This is a genomic window from Epilithonimonas zeae (genome assembly GCF_023278365.1).
Classification (GTDB): domain Bacteria; phylum Bacteroidota; class Bacteroidia; order Flavobacteriales; family Weeksellaceae; genus Epilithonimonas; species Epilithonimonas zeae_A.
Genome location: NZ_CP075338.1, coordinates 3,134,473 through 3,150,682, shown reverse-complemented (window position 1 = coordinate 3,150,682; position 16,210 = coordinate 3,134,473). Strand labels below are relative to the sequence as shown.

Here is a 16,210-nt window from a genome sequence, read left to right as displayed (position 1 = left end):
AAATGATATTCAGAAAGAGTCTTTGTTTTAAAAATCGTAATTTTGCAAACTGAAAATGAGTCCAAAACATAAATTTCATCAAACATCAGATTTTGCCGTTTTAAGCATCAGTTATGAAAAAGCTGATGCAGAAATCCGTGGAAAATTTGCTTTTTTTGATGAACACATAAAATCTTTTGCCAACAAAATCCACGAGGAGGATTTGGGCGATGCGTTTGTGGTTTCAACCTGCAACAGAACCGAAATCTATTCTACGACCAAAAATTATCTTCACATTGCAGAATTATATTGCAACACGGTTGGCGTTCAGCTTTCAGACTTTTTGAAATATGTGAATGTTATCCAGCGAGAGGATGCTTTGTTTCATCTTTTCCGTGTTGCAGCAGGTTTGGAAAGTCAGATTATCGGCGATTTCGAGATTGTTTCTCAAATCAAGAACGCCTATCATCGATTCAAAAAGTATAAAGATTTTTCCAATCCATATTTGGAACGCGCGATTAATTCATCGATTCAGATTTCGAAAAGAATTAAGAATGAAACCGGAATCAGCACTGGTTCAGCTTCGGTTTCTTATGCAGCGGTTCATTATATATTGAACAACACCAGACATCTTCACGAGAAAAATATTTTACTTCTTGGCGTTGGAGAAATTGGACAAAACACAATTGAAAATCTCGTAAAGCACGTTTATCAGCCAAAAATCAAAATTGCGAACCGTTCTTTTGAGAAAGCTGAGAAAATTGCAGATAAATATAAAATTCCGCAAATCGATTTCAATAGTTTTCCGGAAGAGTTGAAACAAACTGATGTTCTGATTGTCGCGACCGGCGCTCAGAAATATATTATTGATGAGTCTAATTTCCCAAAAGATAAAGAAATGCTGGTCATTGATTTATCAATTCCTAATAATGTTCAGAAGGAAGTGGGAAATTGGGAAAATGTGACTTTGATAGACGTTGACCAACTTTCGCAAACCATCAAAGCAACGATGGAACAACGCAAAAAAGAAATCCCGAAAGCAGAAGGGATCATCAAAGAAATGGCTAAGGAATTTGTGGATTGGGAAAAGAAAAGAAAACTGGCTCCGAACATCAATCAGTTCAAAAATTCTTTGAAACAGATTGAGGAAAATGAGATGCATAACATCCATAAGAAATTCCATTATGCAAAAATCGAGGATATGGTTTTATCTAACAATTTAGTACAGAAAATCACAAACCGATTTGCAAAATATATTCTGGAAAACCCTTCCCGCGCAGACGAAATCACGAAAATGATGGAAGATATTCTGGACATCCATAAACAAGAATCCGATGACGACAATAAAAATAGGAACGAGAAATAGTCCACTTGCACTTTGGCAGGCTCACGAAGTTGAATCAAAATTACAGAATCTTGGTTTCCAAACCGAGATTGTTCCTATCCTAAGTTCTGGCGACAAAAATCTGGACCAACCGCTTTATGCCTTGGGAATCACAGGTGTTTTCACTAAAGATTTGGACATTGCTTTATTGAATGATGAAATTGATATCGCCGTTCATTCTTTGAAAGATGTTCCGACACAATTGCCGAATAACATTCAGATTTCTGCCGTTTTGGAAAGAGATTTCCCGGAAGATGTTTTGGTAAGAAATAACGACGCTGAACCTTTGGATTTGGAAGTTCTGAAAATTGCCACCAGCAGCTTGAGAAGACGCGCTTTTTGGCTGAAAGAATTCCCAGAAACTGAATTCACAGATATCAGAGGAAATGTCCAAACGCGTTTGAAAAAACTGGATGACGGCGTTGCAGATGCGACTTTATTTTCTTTGGCTGGAATCAAAAGAATGAATATTGATGTTCATTACGAGCAAATTCCGTTTATGTTACAAGCGCCGGCGCAAGGTGTTGTTGCGATTGCCAGCAAAATCGATAAGCCAGAATTGAAGGATATTTTAAAATCGATTTCTCACCAAGAAACGGAGATCTGTGTTAATATAGAAAGAGAATTTCTGAAAACTTTGGAAGGCGGTTGTACAGCTCCAATTGGAGGAAAAGCCGAAATGCTTGACGGGCAAATCAGATTTCTTGGAAGACTTTGTTCTCTTGACGGCAAAAACTGCATCGAAACCGATGAAATTTTTGAATGGAACGACTCTGAAAACTTCGGAGAAAAAATCGCTTTGAAAGTTCTGGAAAACGGAGGGAAAGAATTGATGGACGAAATCAGAAAAATTTTGTAATTTTTTTTCGATTCAAACGTCTGGTTTGTCATTCCGCAGGAATCTAGACAGCTAAATTTAGACTCCTACGGAATGACAAAATAATATTTTAATTTTACCATTGTAAGTCTGAGGTTCTCGAAGACTTTATAAATATGAAAATCCTTTTTACAAAATCACTGGACAAACAAAAGGTTTCTGAGAAATTAGGAAAAGGTTTTTCGATCGATTTTGTTGATGTCATCAAGACTGAGTTTATAAAAACTAAATCTTTCGGTTTAAGAAACAATTCCTTAATTTTCACGAGTGTGAATGGCGTAAAAGCTTTTTTTGAAAATGAATTTTCTGCCAACGAAAATTTTGCTGAGCCAAAAAATTATAACAAAATTTACGTTGTCGGTTCGCAGACGAAAAAAGAATTGAGAAAACATAATTTTGGGACTTTTAAACTTTGTAAGAATGCTAGTGAACTTTCGCAATTCATTGTAGAAAATTCGATGAACGAGAAGTTTTTGCATTTCTGTGGTGATATTGCGTTGGATATTTTGGATGAGAAATTGCCTTTGCAAAATATTTCTTACAAAAAAACCCCTGTTTATAAGACCGGACTACTCTACCCAAAAATCAATGAGAAATATCAGGCGATAGTTTTTTTCAGTCCGAGTGGAGTTCGTAGTTTTGCGAAGTTTAATAATTTTGATGATGTCAAGATTTTTTCGATTGGAAAAACAACGACTTCGGAAATTGAAAAACTAACTGATAATAAAATAATTACAAGCTCAAAAAATACTTTAGCTGATTTATTGATTTTGATTAAAAATGAGGCTGATTTTTAGCTCGCAGATTATAAGATTTAGCAAATTTTAAGTTGTTGCATTTTCTGCAATATCTCAAATTAATGAAAATTGAAGTGTTGCAAAAAATGCAACAGTTGAAAATACTTGAAAAAGAAATGATTAAAAACGACCTATACTTAAAGGCACTTCGGGGAGAAACCGTGGAAAGACCGCCAGTCTGGATGATGAGACAAGCCGGAAGATACTTGCCGGAATTCATCGCTTTGCGCGATAAATACGATTTTTTCACAAGATGTCAGACGCCGGAATTGGCTTCGGAAATCACGGTTCAGCCGATTAGAAGATTTCCTTTGGATGCGGCGATTTTGTTCTCCGATATTTTGGTGGTTCCGCAAGCAATGGGAATCGATTTCAAAATGAAAGAATCGGTTGGACCTTGGCTGGAGCAGCCAATTAGAACTGCCCAACAAGTAGACGACGTGATTGTTCCTGATGTGAATGACACTTTGGGTTACGTTTTTGATGCGATAGAAATGACCTTGGAAAAACTGGATAACGAGATTCCTTTGATTGGATTTGCGGGTTCGCCTTGGACGATTTTCTGTTATTGCATCGAAGGTAGAGGTTCTAAGGATTTCAATATTGCGAAATCGTTTTGTTTTCTACAACCGGAAGCGGCGCACAAATTATTACAAAAAATCACAGATACAACAATTGCTTACCTGAAAAGAAAAGTAGAAAAAGGTGTTTCTGCGGTTCAGGTTTTCGATTCTTGGGGCGGAATGCTTTCGCCAGCCGATTATCAGGAGTTTTCTTGGCAATATATCAATCAGATTGTTGAAGCGCTTGCGCCGTTGACGCACGTTGTGGTTTTCGGGAAAGGTTGTTGGTTTGCATTAGACGAAATGACAAAATCTAAAGCTTCTGCGGTTGGTGTGGATTGGACCATCACGCCGGAATTAGCCAGACAATTCACGAATAATGCTGTGACTTTGCAAGGGAATTTTGATCCTTCAAGATTGCATTCTAAGCCGGAAACAATTAGAAAAATGGTTCACGAAATGATTAACCGTTTTGGGAAAGACAAATACATTGTCAACCTCGGACACGGGATTTTACCTAATATTCCAGTAGAAAACGCCGAAGCTTTTATCAAAGCCGTGGTGGAATGGAAAGCATAAACAATTTAAAAAGGAGCAAAATAATTTGCTCCTTTTTTATTCTAATTGTCCGGGCGCCGGTTGTGCTTGCGGTTTTGTTGTTTCGTCTGTAACACCATCTCTGCGTGGGATTGTTGGTTGAGCCACTTTTTCATCTGCCTCTTTTTGTCTTTGCTCAATATTTGCAGTGTCTACCATTTTTGGAGAGTTACTTTTTTGAGTAGACTTTGTTGATTTGAGTACGGTCGTCTTTGTGGATGATTTAATTTCTAATTTTTTTGTTGTCTGAGCGGTCATCAAGACTGTTCCGAAAGTAAGAAAAGTGGCTGTCATTAATATCTTTTTCATAATAATTTATTTTTGTCTTAATTACATTAACCCAAATATCAAACCAACTTTTATAAAACATAAAACCAGAGCAATTATACTCTGGTCATTTTTAATTTTAAAATCCTATCTTGTTGGATTTGGATTGGTAGGGCTATTTGGTCCTAACGGTTGTTGAGGATTGGTAGAATTGTTTGGATTCGTTGTGTTTGGATTCTGCAAAGTTCCGTTATTTGGTAACGTATTATTCGGGGTTTGCATTGTTCCATTATCCGGCAAAGTCTGATTTTGTCTCAGTCTGTCTGGGTTGCTCTGCATTTTTTGTTTATTATTAATTGTTGCAGTGTCAACAGTCCTGTTCATTCCGTTGGGTTGAACAGTTTCAGGAGTTTTCTGATTCATTTTGTTAACCTTTTTCTCCTTATTCGTTCTTGAAGTGTCTTGTGGCGGCGTTACCTGCGCTGTAACGAACATTGCTCCGAAAATAATCAGACCGCCTGCTATTAACTTTTTCATAATACTTTTATTTAGTGTTGATTATCAAGACCAAACATTAAACCAATATTATGTTAAATTCAGAAATTATAAGATTTTTGTGAAAACTTTAGGATAAGCTATTTTTCCAAAACTTGTCTCATTTTCTCTACAAAAACATAAGTTGCAGGACAAATTAAGGTATTCTTGATTGTGAGATTATTAATCTGATAAATCTTCTTCCTGTCTGTGTGAGGATATTCTCTACAAGCTTTTGGGCGAACATCATAAATTGAACAAGTGTTGTCATCATTCAGGAAAAAGCAAGGTAAGTTTTGAAGAACTTTATCATTGTCTTCATCAACTCTCAGAAATTTCGACTCAAAATCGGCTTGTTTCATTCGAAGGTGCTTTGAAATCCTTTCGATATCTTTTTCTGTGTAAAGCGGACCTGTTGTTTTACAGCAATTCGCACAGCTGAGACAATCGATTTCCCCGAATGTTTCTTCGTGCTTTTCCAAAACCAAATAGTCCAGATTTTTGGGTGGTTTCTTTTTGAGTCCGTCCAGAAATTTTCTGTGTTCTTTTTGTTTGAGTTGAGCTTTTTGTCTATAGAAATCGAGATCCATAATTAAGATATGTTTGGTAATGGTGCAGGAAAATTACTATTAATCAAATCCAAATTAAGGACGGTAAATCTATTGGTTTCATCTGGGGCGTACATTTTTTCGAACTTGGCTCCGTAAATAATTTCGTCTGAAGTGTAACTCGTTCTCTGAACCACATCACTGGAAAATATACTATCAAAAGCCTTCACGTGAACGATAATTTCTATATCCGTATTTTTCAGATCATCTGCATTTAATCCATAAAACGGAGATTCTTCATCTATATAATGTACAATGGTCCAATTCAGGATCAAAGATGTAATTTTTGTTACTTCGAGTTTCAGATTGTAGAATGAACTTTTAGTCTGTCCATTTTCTGTGATTTCGAAGGAAGTTAAAACCGTAATACTGGCATCCGTGAGCGAGGTATTCTTGAATGGCGCCATCCGGAACATCAATCCCGTTTTGTCTTTGTGAGGTGATATCAGTGCGACATCACTAAATTGCAAAAAAGCTCTTGGGCGCGAAAAACGACCGTAAAAAAGACCCGTCGCAATGGCAAATGCCAACAATCCCAAGAAAGCTTCAAAGGTCGCTACTAAACTAGCCAGAAAACCAACAGGTGCAATCCGCCCGTACCCAACCGTGGTAAAAGTTTGGGAACTGAAAAAGAACACATCTGTAAACTCGTTTTGGAAATTGCTTTTGTCAATACCAGTCAGATGTTCGATCCCGATTAAATAATAAATCAGGGCAAAGATAAAATTGACAACAATATAGCTCCCGACCAACAATCCAATAAACTGCCATCTTTTCAGGTTCAGCATCGTGTGATACCAGCTGTAACGATTCAGGATATTGATGCCTTTCTTCTTTATATTCGGATAGCCATCTTTGTTGATAAATCTGCCTGAAAAATTATCTCCAAAACCGGTGTCTTTGGTTGAATTTAATCTGGAAAAACTGAATTTTGACATAAGTGCAAAATTACATTTTAATTTGTTTTAATTTTGAAAAATGAAAGATATTCAGACACGCGACGATGTAGAGTTTTTGGTCAACAAATTCTATGACCAAGTTATAAAAGATGACTTAATCGGATTCTTTTTCACAGATATCGCCAAAATTGACCTCAGCAAACATCTTCCAAAAATGTATAATTTCTGGGAAAGTATTCTTTTAGGGAATCCTGTTTATGAAGGTCATCCAATGGCGAAACACTTTCCAATCAATGAAGTTTCGGCTATGGAAGAAAAACATTTTAATCGTTGGTTACAGATTTGGGAGAAAACGGTTCACGATAATTTTGAAGGCGAAAATGCTGAAAACGCCATCGCAAGAGCGCTGAATATCGCCAGAATTATGAGCTTCAAAATGTCGAATGCTAGGAGAAATTAGAGTTTTTTAAACGCAAAGTCCACAAAGTTTTTTTTCAAAATCACTAAATGCTTTAAGGTTCGCAAAGGCATAAAACTTATCAAAAAAAAACACACTTCTAAATGTTGAATCGCACGCAGCCCGACTTGAGCGGAAATCCTTTTTTGCGTGTACAAAAGTTATATTGAACCTGAAATTGTCTGCAAAAAAGATTGGGAGCGGAAGGCGGATTAAGCTGCCCCAATAATTTCAACAATTCAGATGATGTAGCCGGCAATCTATCCAATCCGTCAGCATATGAAACAATAATCCAACGCCAATAATTCTTGGAACACCTCTAAAAAATAACAGCAGAAAATAGAGGCCCATCGCCCAATAGGTGTGAAGCGGATGAAAATTGATACTGCATCTGTCCGGTGCAAAAATCGGTGTGCTGAGCAAATGATCCGCATCTACGAGCATTGTCCCAAGCATTATGAAATAAGCTTTTTTCCAATCTTTCTTAAAAAAAACGTAAGCCAACACAACTGGAAAACCAAAATGCAGAAAATAATGGATGATTGTTTTTAATGATAAAATTTCTGAAACATTCATCTTATTGGCTTAATATAAACGGTAATTTATCTTTTTTTAATTGCAGTTTCAGGTAATAATAATCTCCCTTGTTGCCATAATAAAGATAATTTACTTTTGAAATCGATTTTTTGTCGGAGGGCGAAAGTACTTTTAGAAAATCAACGAGTAATAAATTATTTTTAAGCAATATAAAACTGCCAGATGGCGATTCTCCAAAATTTATATTTTTCCGAGTGGATTGAATCGAAATTTCAAAGGAATTTTTCTTGATTACATTGGGTTGAAATGGAATTGCTGTGAATTGATTTTCTGTATTAATCCATTTCTGATCTTGAAAGTAAGACCAAAGTTTTTCGGTTTCAGGACTTTGTACATTAATCGTATAATTAGGCTGTACTAACTTCTGATAGCTGACTTTTTCTACTTCATTAAAATTATCATCATAAGCATAACTCACAATCTTGTCATTAACAGATTCTAATTCTGAAATTGCACTAACAGAATTGATATTGATAGAATCCGTCAGTTTTTTATTGAATAATTCTGATATTATCTTAACATTTTTGGAATCCAATTTCATTTTTAGAAACTGTGTTTGCTTTTCCAACTCAGAGATTTGTGATGAGAAAATATCCTGAACCGTTTTGGTTTTGATTTCGATATTATCGTCATTCAGATAGACTGCAAACTTGTGAATTTTAGATTTTGCAAAATAGGACACGCTCGCAACCGAATTATTAATCAACTGGTCAGCGTATAAACCTTTGGTTTTAGAATTGAGGATTAATTTTGATTTTTCCCCGAACGAAGAATTTGAAAAGCCGACAACACATTTCGAAGCTTCAATTTTGATTGATAATCTATCTTTTTTATAAATATTATTTTCTGTTATTTTGAAACCTTTACCCTTCAAAAATTCAAGAAAATTGTCTTTATCCTTAATTTCAAAAATGCTGTACCATTGCGAAAAATTGGTGTTTTTTAAATGGAAAATCTGGATATAATCCGGAATTATCAATCCATTATTTTTAGAGATTATCGTTGATCCTCCGAACCAGACAAACGGATGTTTTAGTGCCGAGAAAAAATATTGCTCTTTTAATTTTTTTACATCAATCAAAACTACAGCATCTGCATCTTTGGGAACCAGTTTCAAATCTTTGTCCTTGAGAGACCAGAAAAAATAGCCAACGATTGTCAACACAAAAACAATCAGAATAAAGACCAAAATTTTCTTCATTTATAATTCCGTTGATGTTTTTGGTTCCGTCAGCTTAATGATATCGTTACAAAAATCAAAGAAATACATCAAACTATTGTCCGAAGAATTTGGTGTTGTATAGTTGATTTCTGTCTCGATGCTTTCCTTTTTAGGCTCAGATTTAAAATCCACATCGCCCATATTTTTCCTGAAAAGATCCAGACTTTTTTTATCAGATCCGGTTTTGAACTCCTGCTCCAAACCATTTAAAAATCTTCTCATATCAAGTTTTCCATATACAGGAAATTTAGATGCTTCTTTTGCAAATTTTTCAGTTGTCGAAGATTGTTTTTTAGCAAGTAGATTGCTTGGAGAAGTTGCCAGATAAACGATTCCGTCTTTTACGGTAAAACAAAGCTGATCGATGTAGGTATTATTTTTTGCGTCATTTTTGAAGAAATAAACATCGCCATTTTTCACAAATTTTTTCGCCAATTCTTTGTTGGTTGATAAAACGTTGAAGACTCTTTTCCAGTAATTCTCATTGTCTGTTGCAAAAGCAAACGTGAAATCCGGAACCACAACATCTTTCATTTTTTTGACTTCTTTGCTGTTGTAGTTTTCATCATATTCGTAATCGGTGTACTCTACTTTTTTGGTGTTGAGCTCATTCAGAACAAAGATTCCGTTGCCTGGCGCAATTTTAGAAATCGCTTCTTCATCCAACACAATTTTTACAGTTTCTAATACGAGTTCTAGTTCTTTTTGATATTTGGAATTATCATCAGAATTATTCTCAAAGAAACTGTACATCAAGTCAAAATACTTGTATCCATCGATATTAATTGCATAGTAACCAATACTTTTATCATTGATTAAAGCTGTCAGTTTTTTATTCTTTTTACCTTTGTAAACCGCAGCCATATTTTTCTGAATCTCAGGATTTTTATGCTGATAATTGCTGACCAACCTCACTTTATTCTTTTCAAAATAAAGATTGTAGAATGTGTTAGAATCATAAAAATTATCGATAAAACCGCCCAATTTATAAGCGCTCATCATCTTTTTGTAAAGTCCGTTTTGGAAAATCTCACCATAACTCACAAAAGCAAAAACATCTGATTTCACATCCTGAAAAGCTACCAATTTTTTAGGAACTTCAATTTCTGTCCCCGCATCAAAATATTTATCAAAATCAATCTCAGCCAAGGATTTTAGAATCTTAAAATCTGCAGCTTTTATCGAGTCCATTTCTTTTTGATAAGCCAATTCCTCTGCTTCCTCATTATACTCTTCCGTAGGTTTTGCAGATGCAACTTCTTCCGAATCTAAGTTTTCCGTAGTTTTTTGCTCAGGATATTTGTGGTGTTTTTCCAGGTATTTGATATCTTTCTGGAGACGCACAATTTCCTGTTGATGTTCTTTGATATCTTCTTTCTGATATTTGATTTCGTCCTTTAGATATTTGATTTCTTCTTTGTAATCAAATGGTTTTTCTGGCTCATAATAAGTTGAATCAACAGCAGCGATAGAATCTGTAGCTATGGCCGCAGAATCTATTACAACAACAGAACTATCTTGGTCATTCCACAAGACTTGTGGGAATTTTTTGGTGTAAGTTATGAGGCTCATCACCGCTTTTTTATCATTCCATGCAACAAAAGATTCATTGTTAAGATGGACATAAGAATATTTGTCTTTCTTGGTTACTTCCAATTCTTTTTTGGCAGAAGTATTCAAAAAATTCAGAAATTTTTTGGAATCTTTTAAAATCAAATGTGCCGTGTAAGTTTTTACAGTATCATTGAAAACAGCATAATGGTATTGCTTAGCATCGTTTTCTAAACCAATATCAGAAAAGTCTTTCCAGCTTGGTTTTTCAGCACTATTTTTATTTAAATCTTGTAAAATTGGATTGAGTTTCTGCCAGTCAACTTTGCCATTCAACTGTTTTCCATTGACTTCCATATAAAACAAAACATTGTCCGGAACCTGAATTCTGCTTTGCGAAATAGCAAAACTGAAAAAGAATAATAAAAATAGGAATAGAACTTTCTGTAAAATTGATTTCATAGTTTGTTGTTTTTATTGCAGTGTAATATTATTTTGAACTTGTTTTTTCTGAAGGATAAAATCTAAAATTGTTCCATCCAATTTTATTGCTTTTTTGCTGGGCGAGATTTTATATTCGGAATTAGTTTGAGATTTTATCAGATTTTCGAATTGTAAAATCGAGGTATAAGTCGCATTATTAAATACTTCTTTATCTGCAGAACTCATTTTATCATATTCGGTTTTGAAATTGGAAATTTTATTTCTTACCAATATTTTCTCCGACAAATTATTTTTATAAAGCTGAGTCGGAACCATTTTTCCAATAACATTTTTCGATTTCAACAGTTCCAAACCAGTATTGATATTTTCAATTTTCTTGAAATTACAACTCAGTTTAATAATATAATTTTCTGCATCGAAAGATGTTTTTACACTGCTGATTCCTGCAACGGTTTTGAAAATTGCAGAAGCGTCATTCAGTTTTTTATCAATTTCGGATTTCTTGGGAACTTTTTTACCGTTGATGGTTTCCATTTTGGAGATAGATTGCAGACGTGTCTTGCTTTTGCTGGCATTCAGAATTACAGAATATTCTCCGCTTCCATCGGCATTCAAACTAATTTTATCGATGATATCAAAGCAACTTGTCAAGCTGAGAAAAACAAAGAAAATAAAACTATATTTTAAAATAACTTTCACAGTATAGATATTTAGTAAACTAATTTTTATGAATAAATTCGGGAAATGTTGATTCTCAAATTCTACCTTTCAAGTAATCTTGCCGAAGTTCTTCATCCAATTTCTCAATGGCATAACGGAGACAAGTTCTTGGCATTTCTTTATAATGAAGATCGAGAAAGTTCAACAATTCGTTTTCGTTCATTTTTCCCATTTCGCGAAGAAGCCAGCCGTTGGCTTTGTGCATCAAATCGTGTGGATGTTTCAAATTTTTCAAGGCAAATGTTTTCGTCAGTTCAAATTCTCTTTTCTTAATGTGAAACATTGTTCCAACAATTGCCATTCGTTTTTCCCACATATCATCAGAATCTGACAGTTTTTCAAGGATTTTAGAATCTTGATTTTCAAAACAGTACCGACCTAAAATTTTATAACACGATGTATCAACCAAATCCCAGTTATTGATGTGTTTTGTATGTTTCAGATAAAAATCAATGATTTCTTTTTGCTGAATTTTATCCTTAATCTTCTCGAATTTGTAAACCAACATCAATAAAGAAGTCAAACGATGTTCGTGGATTTTGGAAGACAACAATTCACTTAATTCTTCAAGAGAAATCTTATTGTAAAATTCTTTTGCTACTATTCTTTGGTCCGGAACAGTTACGCCGATAAATACATCACCTTCGCCATATTCGCCTTTTCCCGTTTTGAAAAATCTGGGAAAGAATTCTGCTTTTTCGGGAATAGCAAGAACCTGGAGAGCTTGTTTTATATCGTCTAATATTTCCATCAAAATCCGCCGACCAATTTTATATAAATTTTAGAATCTCCAACCGAATAAGTTGTTAATATGCTTCCATCTGCCAAATCTGTCATTTTTTGCTTAAAGTCAGAAGGTTTTGAGGCTCTTGGCAAACTTGAGATTTTACTTATCATATCTCCAGCACGTATAACACATATTGGAGAATCTTCTGATTTTCCTGTGCCACTATTTTCTATAGTTTGGTCTATTAAATCATTTTGTGAATAATATAAATCGCTCTTCTCTTTATTACCTAAAGCTTTGTAAATATAAGATAATTCTAAAGCAACACCTTTTAACAATGGATTCTTATTATATTTTGTCTGAGCATCTTCAACAATTTTCAAAGCTTTATTTTTTGACATTCCTAATTTTGCCAATTTCCAAATCTTTTCATAATCCTGATTATAATCTCGCATTTGATATTCAGACTCTATAAACCTGCTTCCGTAATACATTTGATTCAATTCTTGCTGAGTCAGTTTAGCCGGTTCCATTTTGAAGATTTCTAAATAATCGTAATAATAAGTTTTAGGGTTTTCTAAAACTTTTTTTTTAATTTCTTCAGTATTGATCTGACAAAAAGCAGATACATAAAGAAGTAAACTAAAGAAAACTATTGTTTGTTTCATCATTAAATGGAAATTTTAATATTTTTTCAAATTTAATTGATTCTGAAATTCCTCCAAATATTTTGCAAGATGAAAGCCATCCATCAAACCGTGATGCGCTTCCACAGAAATCGGCAACATTTTCCGTCCATTCTTTTCAGAGAATTTTCCAAAGACAATTTTAGGAATTGATTCTTTTGGGTCAAAATCTGTCGGATGAAGCAAACCTGTAAAATTGGTCCAAGGCATTGTAGAATGTCGAATATGATTCGGTGGCAATTCCTCATTTCTGATTCTTAAACCTGTGGAGTTTTGAACCTCAACAATTTCTTCCTGTAAATTTTGATTAAATATCTGAAAATCATCAGAATACTCGAAGTAAGAGAAGCCAAACGTTCCGTCATTTCTGGCAATCGTAGAACCAACGTGTACAATGTCGAACGCGATAACTTCATCATTGATAATTCGATAGGCAAATTCTTCTACCGAATTAATCGCCTTCATCGATTTATGAAGATAATGAGCGAAGAAAGATTCGTTATTTTCTTTAGCAAATTGATAAGTTTCTGTACAATCAACTTCGGTCACGATTCCAAAATATGGACTTTTCATTCCGGAAAAAAATTCAAAATGTTCTTTTCTCTTCCAGTTTTCAACATCAATAATTTTCATTTCTAAATTTAGATTAATGAATTTCTTCTTCTAGTATTTTTTCTTCTGTAGCAATTTTCTTAGGATTCGCGACTTTTGCAATTGTCAATCCTTGCACTATAATTGAAAACACAACTACACAATAAGTGATGCTGATGATAATTTGACTGTACTCATTAATCGGAATTGATAAAGCCAAAGCGATAGAAACACCGCCACGGATTCCTCCCCAAACCAAAACTTTCACAGTTTGCGGACTGAATCTGTATTTGAAAGCCATAAACTTTGTCGGAACAAAAATCGCCACCCACCGTGCCAACAAAACGATTAAAATACAAATCCCGCCTGCAACCAAATATTGATTTAAATCTTTGATTAACAGCAATTCAAAACCGATAAACAGGAATAGAACAGCGTTCATAATTTCGTCAATCAATTCCCAGAATTTTATCAGATAATCCTGTGTTTCAGATTTCATTTTGAAGCTTTCACTGAAATTTCCCATAAATAAACCGGCAGCAACCATTGCCAAAGGTGCAGAAATATGCATCTCGTGAGCAATCAAATAACCGCCCATAACTACTGATAATGTGATGAGTACAGAAATAATATAATCATCCACAACACGCATTGCCCGGGAAGCCGAATATCCGAGAAGAACTCCTAAAAGTAAACCTCCACCCGCTTCACGAAGCAAAAGCAAACCGATGTTTTCAACATTCAAATCGATTTCTTTTCCAATGGCAATTTGTAAAACAACTGTAAAAACAACAACCGCCATACCGTCATTAAACAAAGATTCTCCAGCAACCTTGGTCTCCAAAGATTTTGAAACTTTTGCTTGCTTCAAAATACTTAGAACCGCAACGGGGTCGGTTGGAGAAATCAGTGCGCCGAAAACGATACAATAAATCAACGGCATCTGAATACCTACCAAAGGCAAAAGATAGTAAACACCAAAACCAACTGCAAAGGTGGAAATGATAACACCAACAGTGGAAAAAATCACAACCGGCCCGAATTGCTCCTTCAAATCTTTGATATTGATATGAATTCCTCCCGCAAAAAGCAGAAAATTAAGCATCGCACCCATCAGAACTTCGGTAAAATCAAAGCTGTGTACTAATGCGGTCAAATGCGAAGTTGTCTTTGGTAAAAAATTATCGCCCGACGCCACCAAGGTTACGGAGACGATAATAGCAATTACCATTATCCCGATTGTACTTGGTAATTTGAGAACGCGGTAATTGATATAGGCAAATAAAGATGCTAAAACGATAAGGACTGAAAATGAGTAATATAACTCCATTTATTTTTTTATTTTATTTTTTAACACAAAGACTGGAAGTTTTACACAAAGGTCATAAGGTTTCTCATAATATTAATTCTTTGTGTGAGCTTTGTGTCTTTGTGATTAAGCTTCTTCTTCGTCCTCAAAATATTCGAACAACAAATCATTGTAAGGGAAACGTGAAATATGAATCCTGTGAACCTCATCATAAATCATTTTCTTCATCTCAGGGAAATTCTGCTTATTAAGCGCAGAGATAAAAACCGTCGGGTATTTTGATTTTGCCATCCACGTTTTTTTCCATTCTTCCAAAGAAATATTCTTCTTAGAAGAAGGTGTCAAGTCATCTTCATCTTTCTTCTCATAACTGAAATCGTCAATCTTATTGAAAACCATAATCATTGGTTTCTGATGCGCATCAATCTCCTGAAGAATCTGATTAACAGAAGCAATATGGTCTTCGAAACTATCGTGAGAAATATCCACAACATGAACCAGCAAGTCTGCTTCACGAACCTCATCCAAAGTGGATTTGAAAGATTCTACCAATTGTGTTGGCAATTTTCTGATGAATCCAACCGTGTCCGTCAAAAGGAAAGGAAGATTTCCAATCACGACTTTTCTCACAGTTGTGTCAAGCGTTGCAAATAATTTATTTTCTGCGAAAACATCGGATTTTGACAAAGCATTCATCAACGTAGATTTTCCAACATTGGTGTAACCTACCAAAGCCACACGAACCATTTTGCCACGGTTTTGTCTTTGGGTTCCCATTTGTTTGTCGATGACTTTCAATTTATCTTTCAGCAAAGTGATTCTGTCACGGATAATCCTTCTATCGGTTTCTATTTCCGTTTCCCCAGGACCACGCATCCCGATTCCCCCTTTTTGTCTCTCAAGGTGAGTCCACATTCTGGTTAATCTCGGAAGAAGATATTGATATTGAGCCAATTCCACTTGCGTTCTTGCATAAGAAGTTTGAGCTCTTTGGGCAAAAATATCGAGGATTAGATTGGTTCTGTCTAAGATTTTAACTTCCATATCACGTTCCAGATTTTTTAACTGGGAAGGCGATAATTCATCATCAAAAATCACAGTTCCAATTTGGTGTTCTTTCACGTAATCACGAATTTCCTCCATTTTTCCTTTCCCCACAAAAGTTTTGGAATCTGGCTGAGACAATTTTTGGGTAAATCTTTTATCAACTGTAGCTCCAGCTGTGAAGGCCAAAAACTCCAGTTCATCCATATATTCTGTCAGTTTATCCTCATCCTGATTTTGAGTGATTACACCTACCAAAACCGCTCTTTCGTACTGATGTTCTTTCTTTTCTAACATTTAAAATTTATAATTTTCTGATTTTCACAAGATACTATTTTTAGACAAAAAAACCAAAGT

General features: G+C 34.9%; 18 protein-coding genes. 5 read left to right on the top strand and 13 right to left on the bottom strand.

The features are described 5' to 3' along the window. Positions 1 to 55 precede the first annotated feature (55 nt). The 4 genes from hemA to hemE all read left to right on the top strand — a co-directional run bounded on the left by hemA (position 56) and on the right by hemE (position 4,179). Entirely contained in the window at positions 56 to 1,345 is a 1,290-nt protein-coding gene (gene hemA / locus KI430_RS14335) for a glutamyl-tRNA reductase (protein WP_248875626.1), read from the top strand. Further along, on the top strand, positions 1,314 to 2,222 hold the full coding sequence (hemC, locus tag KI430_RS14330) for a hydroxymethylbilane synthase (protein ID WP_248875625.1): 909 nt from the start codon (positions 1,314 to 1,316) through the stop codon (positions 2,220 to 2,222). The genes hemA and hemC overlap by 32 nt, the downstream gene beginning before the upstream one ends. Before the next feature lie 134 nt (positions 2,223 to 2,356). Further along, positions 2,357 to 3,037, top strand: a complete 681-nt coding sequence (locus KI430_RS14325) for a uroporphyrinogen-III synthase (RefSeq protein WP_248875624.1) — start codon at positions 2,357 to 2,359, stop codon at positions 3,035 to 3,037. A 116-nt stretch (positions 3,038 to 3,153) separates the two neighbouring features. Next, positions 3,154 to 4,179: a uroporphyrinogen decarboxylase gene (gene hemE / locus KI430_RS14320; protein WP_248878326.1), complete on the top strand. Its 1,026-nt coding sequence runs from the start codon at positions 3,154 to 3,156 to the stop codon at positions 4,177 to 4,179. A 36-nt stretch (positions 4,180 to 4,215) separates the two neighbouring features. Here the strand turns inward: hemE and KI430_RS14315 are convergent, their stop codons facing one another. The 4 genes from KI430_RS14315 to KI430_RS14300 form a co-directional block, all read right to left on the bottom strand. After that, the gene (locus KI430_RS14315) at positions 4,216 to 4,506 is read right to left on the bottom strand and encodes a hypothetical protein (protein ID WP_248875623.1); all 291 of its coding nucleotides are present in this window, start codon (positions 4,504 to 4,506) and stop codon (positions 4,216 to 4,218) included. A 105-nt stretch (positions 4,507 to 4,611) separates the two neighbouring features. Then, complete coding sequence (locus KI430_RS14310) at positions 4,612 to 5,001, bottom strand: hypothetical protein (RefSeq protein ID WP_248875622.1); 390 nt, start codon at positions 4,999 to 5,001, stop codon at positions 4,612 to 4,614. A 98-nt stretch (positions 5,002 to 5,099) separates the two neighbouring features. Next, the gene (locus tag KI430_RS14305) at positions 5,100 to 5,588 is read right to left on the bottom strand and encodes a YkgJ family cysteine cluster protein (RefSeq protein WP_248875621.1); all 489 of its coding nucleotides are present in this window, start codon (positions 5,586 to 5,588) and stop codon (positions 5,100 to 5,102) included. Positions 5,589 to 5,590: 2 nt separating this feature from the next. Further along, a complete protein-coding gene (locus KI430_RS14300) occupies positions 5,591 to 6,544 on the bottom strand; it encodes an ion channel (protein WP_248875620.1) in 954 nt (317 codons plus the stop codon). Positions 6,545 to 6,584: 40 nt separating this feature from the next. Here KI430_RS14300 and KI430_RS14295 point away from each other — a divergent pair, with 40 nt between their 5' ends. After that, a complete protein-coding gene (locus KI430_RS14295; RefSeq protein WP_248875619.1) occupies positions 6,585 to 6,965 on the top strand; it encodes a group III truncated hemoglobin in 381 nt (126 codons plus the stop codon). 228 nt (positions 6,966 to 7,193) lie between these two features. Here KI430_RS14295 and KI430_RS14290 read toward each other — a convergent pair whose 3' ends face one another. The 9 genes from KI430_RS14290 to hflX all read right to left on the bottom strand — a co-directional run bounded on the left by KI430_RS14290 (position 7,194) and on the right by hflX (position 16,150). Next, entirely contained in the window at positions 7,194 to 7,538 is a 345-nt protein-coding gene (locus KI430_RS14290) for a DUF6122 family protein (protein WP_248875618.1), read from the bottom strand. A 1-nt stretch (position 7,539) separates the two neighbouring features. Further along, positions 7,540 to 8,760, bottom strand: coding sequence for a hypothetical protein (locus KI430_RS14285; protein ID WP_248875617.1), 1,221 nt, complete (start codon positions 8,758 to 8,760; stop codon positions 7,540 to 7,542). Next, positions 8,761 to 10,794: a hypothetical protein gene (locus KI430_RS14280; protein ID WP_248875616.1), complete on the bottom strand. Its 2,034-nt coding sequence runs from the start codon at positions 10,792 to 10,794 to the stop codon at positions 8,761 to 8,763. A gap of 12 nt (positions 10,795 to 10,806) precedes the next feature. Continuing rightward, positions 10,807 to 11,475, bottom strand: a complete 669-nt coding sequence (locus KI430_RS14275) for a hypothetical protein (RefSeq protein WP_248875615.1) — start codon at positions 11,473 to 11,475, stop codon at positions 10,807 to 10,809. Positions 11,476 to 11,530: 55 nt separating this feature from the next. Then, positions 11,531 to 12,247: a DNA alkylation repair protein gene (locus KI430_RS14270; protein WP_248878324.1), complete on the bottom strand. Its 717-nt coding sequence runs from the start codon at positions 12,245 to 12,247 to the stop codon at positions 11,531 to 11,533. Next, positions 12,247 to 12,894, bottom strand: coding sequence for a DUF4919 domain-containing protein (locus KI430_RS14265; RefSeq protein WP_248875614.1), 648 nt, complete (start codon positions 12,892 to 12,894; stop codon positions 12,247 to 12,249). The genes KI430_RS14270 and KI430_RS14265 overlap by 1 nt, the downstream gene beginning before the upstream one ends. 12 nt (positions 12,895 to 12,906) lie before the next feature. Beyond that, positions 12,907 to 13,542, bottom strand: coding sequence for a chloramphenicol acetyltransferase (locus KI430_RS14260; protein ID WP_248875613.1), 636 nt, complete (start codon positions 13,540 to 13,542; stop codon positions 12,907 to 12,909). A gap of 13 nt (positions 13,543 to 13,555) precedes the next feature. Continuing rightward, the gene (locus tag KI430_RS14255; RefSeq protein ID WP_248875612.1) at positions 13,556 to 14,830 is read right to left on the bottom strand and encodes a cation:proton antiporter; all 1,275 of its coding nucleotides are present in this window, start codon (positions 14,828 to 14,830) and stop codon (positions 13,556 to 13,558) included. A gap of 105 nt (positions 14,831 to 14,935) precedes the next feature. Then, positions 14,936 to 16,150, bottom strand: coding sequence for a GTPase HflX (gene hflX, locus KI430_RS14250; protein WP_248875611.1), 1,215 nt, complete (start codon positions 16,148 to 16,150; stop codon positions 14,936 to 14,938). Positions 16,151 to 16,210 lie beyond the last annotated feature (60 nt).

Excerpts from the sequence above, each read along its gene's own strand:
- KI430_RS14315 (WP_248875623.1), bottom strand. The coding sequence starts at position 4,506 with ATGAAAAAGATATTAATGACAGCCACTTTTCTTACTTTCGGAACAGTC.
- KI430_RS14255 (WP_248875612.1), bottom strand. The coding sequence starts at position 14,830 with ATGGAGTTATATTACTCATTTTCAGTCCTTATCGTTTTAGCATCTTTA.
- KI430_RS14260 (WP_248875613.1), bottom strand. The coding sequence starts at position 13,542 with ATGAAAATTATTGATGTTGAAAACTGGAAGAGAAAAGAACATTTTGAA.
- KI430_RS14305 (WP_248875621.1), bottom strand. The coding sequence starts at position 5,588 with ATGGATCTCGATTTCTATAGACAAAAAGCTCAACTCAAACAAAAAGAA.
- hemC (WP_248875625.1), top strand. The coding sequence starts at position 1,314 with ATGACGACAATAAAAATAGGAACGAGAAATAGTCCACTTGCACTTTGG.
- KI430_RS14300 (WP_248875620.1), bottom strand. The coding sequence starts at position 6,544 with ATGTCAAAATTCAGTTTTTCCAGATTAAATTCAACCAAAGACACCGGT.
- KI430_RS14270 (WP_248878324.1), bottom strand. The coding sequence starts at position 12,247 with ATGGAAATATTAGACGATATAAAACAAGCTCTCCAGGTTCTTGCTATT.
- KI430_RS14290 (WP_248875618.1), bottom strand. The coding sequence starts at position 7,538 with ATGAATGTTTCAGAAATTTTATCATTAAAAACAATCATCCATTATTTT.
- hemA (WP_248875626.1), top strand. The coding sequence starts at position 56 with ATGAGTCCAAAACATAAATTTCATCAAACATCAGATTTTGCCGTTTTA.
- KI430_RS14285 (WP_248875617.1), bottom strand. The coding sequence starts at position 8,760 with ATGAAGAAAATTTTGGTCTTTATTCTGATTGTTTTTGTGTTGACAATC.
- hflX (WP_248875611.1), bottom strand. The coding sequence starts at position 16,150 with ATGTTAGAAAAGAAAGAACATCAGTACGAAAGAGCGGTTTTGGTAGGT.
- KI430_RS14295 (WP_248875619.1), top strand. The coding sequence starts at position 6,585 with ATGAAAGATATTCAGACACGCGACGATGTAGAGTTTTTGGTCAACAAA.
- KI430_RS14280 (WP_248875616.1), bottom strand. The coding sequence starts at position 10,794 with ATGAAATCAATTTTACAGAAAGTTCTATTCCTATTTTTATTATTCTTT.
- KI430_RS14325 (WP_248875624.1), top strand. The coding sequence starts at position 2,357 with ATGAAAATCCTTTTTACAAAATCACTGGACAAACAAAAGGTTTCTGAG.
- KI430_RS14265 (WP_248875614.1), bottom strand. The coding sequence starts at position 12,894 with ATGATGAAACAAACAATAGTTTTCTTTAGTTTACTTCTTTATGTATCT.
- KI430_RS14310 (WP_248875622.1), bottom strand. The coding sequence starts at position 5,001 with ATGAAAAAGTTAATAGCAGGCGGTCTGATTATTTTCGGAGCAATGTTC.
- hemE (WP_248878326.1), top strand. The coding sequence starts at position 3,154 with ATGATTAAAAACGACCTATACTTAAAGGCACTTCGGGGAGAAACCGTG.